The sequence below is a fragment of the Kineococcus glutinatus genome, assembly GCF_039542765.1.
Classification (GTDB): domain Bacteria; phylum Actinomycetota; class Actinomycetes; order Actinomycetales; family Kineococcaceae; genus Kineococcus_A; species Kineococcus_A glutinatus.
The window spans coordinates 1-2,034 of the sequence record NZ_BAABIL010000503.1; the positions used below are offsets into that span (position 1 = coordinate 1).

Sequence of the window (2,034 nt, forward strand, 5' to 3'; positions counted from 1 at the left end):
CCGGCCAGGGCAGCAGGTCGTGCTGCCACGGCTCGTCCCCGATCTTGTAGCTGCTGCTGCTGACGGCATGGCCGGCGTTGCCGCCGAAGAAGCACAGGCCGCCCAGGGTGAACAGCGCGGCCGCCGCGGTGACGCGCAGCGCGCGGTGGGTGCTGGTGCGGCGCAGCCGTGCGTCGGTCTCCGGTTCGGCGCCCACCACCGCCGCGCGGTGGGTGCTGAGGTGCAGTGCAGCGAGGGTCGCGGCGGCGGCGAGCAGCGCCGCGGCGAGCACGGGTGCGCCGTAGAAAGCACCGGGGAAGGGGCCGGCCGTGCCCAGCCCGGTGAGGTGGCGCCCGTCGGGGTCGGCGAGCAGGGCGCCGGCGGTGAGGCCCGCTCCGAGGCCGGTCGCAGCGGCCAGGCAGGTCCGCCGCAGCCAGCGCGGAACGACGTCGCGCGTCCGCCGGCGGGACAGGCGGGCCGTGCGCACCTGCCCGCGCGGCCGGGGCCAGGTCAGCTCACCCGCGCAGATCACGGACGCGTGGGCGGCGGCGGCGAGCAGCGGTGCGACGGCGAACAGCACGCCGCGGTCGATCCCGCGCGTCGGTCCGGCCGCCAGGGCGGCGAACGCTCCGGCACCGCAGAGCAGGGCCAGCACGCCGAACGCGGTGCCGTGCCGCCGCGCGGCGGCGACCGTCTGCGCCAGGTCGCGGCTGCGCGCCCGGGTGTTGAGGACGAGGACTCCTGCGACGCCGGCCGCGATGGCGAGGAGCAGGACGGGGACGGCGATGAGCAGGGGCCCACCCATGACGACCTCCGAAGAGTCAATGAACTAACTCATTGACTCAATCAGGTGCCGGTGTCCCCGTCAACGCCCTTGCGCGCCCTCCCCCGGGCGCGCGAGCCAGTCGTCGACCTCGGCCAGCAGCCGGCGCTTGGTGGCCTCCGGTGCCCGCGAGGCCGAGATCGAGCCGCGTGCCAGCGCGGCCAGCGCGGCGTCGTCGAAGCCGTGGTCCTCCCGGGCGCTGCGGTACTGCGCCGCCAGGCGAGGGCCGAACAGCAGCGGGTCGTCCGCGCCCAGCGCCACCTGCGCACCGGCCGCCACCAGCCGGCGCAGCGGCACGTCCGCCATCGACGGGTACACGCCCAGCGAGACGTTGCTGGCCGGGCACACCTCCAGCGCCACCCCGGCCGCCACGAGCTCGGCCAGCAGCGCGGGGTCCTCCCCGCTGCGCACGCCGTGCCCGAGCCGGTCCGGGTGCAGCGCCCGCAGCGTCTCGCGCACGTGGTCCGGCCCCAGCAGCTCCCCGCTGTGCGGCAGCGACGCCAGCCCGGCGCGGCGCGCGATCGCGAAGGCCGGCGCGAAGTCCGCGGTGCTGCCGCGGCGCTCGTCGTTGGACAACCCGAACCCCACGACGGTGCCCGGCCCGCTGCCCGCGTACCGGGCGGCCAGCCGTGCCAGCGCCCGGGCGTCGAGGGGGTGGCGGATCCGGCTGGCGGCCACGACGACGGCGACCTCCGCGCCCGTCACCGCGCTGGCGGTGCGCGCGGCGTCCAGCACGATCTCCAGCGCCGGGGTGATGCCCCCCACGTGCACGGCGTACGACGTCGGGTCCACCTGCAGCTCCAGCCAGCGCGAGCCCTCCGCGGCGTCGTCGGCGGCGGCCTCCAGCACGAGGCGCTGCATGTCCTCGGCGGTGCGCACGCAGTTGCGGGCGGCGTCGTAGAGCCGCTGGAAGCGGAACCAGCCGCGCTCGTCGGGGGAGAGGTTGACCATCTCCTGGCTGCGCAGCGCGGCGGGCAGCCGGACGCCGTGGCGGTCCGCGAGCTCGAGCAGCGTCGCCGGGCGCATCGACCCGGTGAAGTGCAGGTGCAGGTGGGCCTTGGGCAGCGTCGTGGTGCTGCGGCCCGGCGGGGCGGGGCGGGTGCCGTCCTGCCGGGCGGGGGTTCCCGTCACCCTGCGGAGTCTGCCAGGGGACGGTCCCGTGCTCCCGCCGGCCGCCCGGGCGGGGTCACCGGGTCGGCGGGGGGAGCAGGCCCAGCTCCATCGCGGCCGTC

1 protein-coding gene and 1 pseudogene are annotated in these 2,034 nt (G+C 77.4%); both read right to left on the reverse strand.

Annotated features, from left to right (window positions below):
- Positions 1 to 784, reverse strand: a pseudogene (locus tag ABEB16_RS17130) (hypothetical protein); the annotation flags it as partial.
- A 60-nt stretch (positions 785 to 844) separates the two neighbouring features.
- Positions 845 to 1,933, reverse strand: a complete 1,089-nt coding sequence (locus ABEB16_RS17135; RefSeq protein WP_345713434.1) for an adenosine deaminase — start codon at positions 1,931 to 1,933, stop codon at positions 845 to 847.
- Between the last annotated feature and the right edge of the window lie 101 nt (positions 1,934 to 2,034).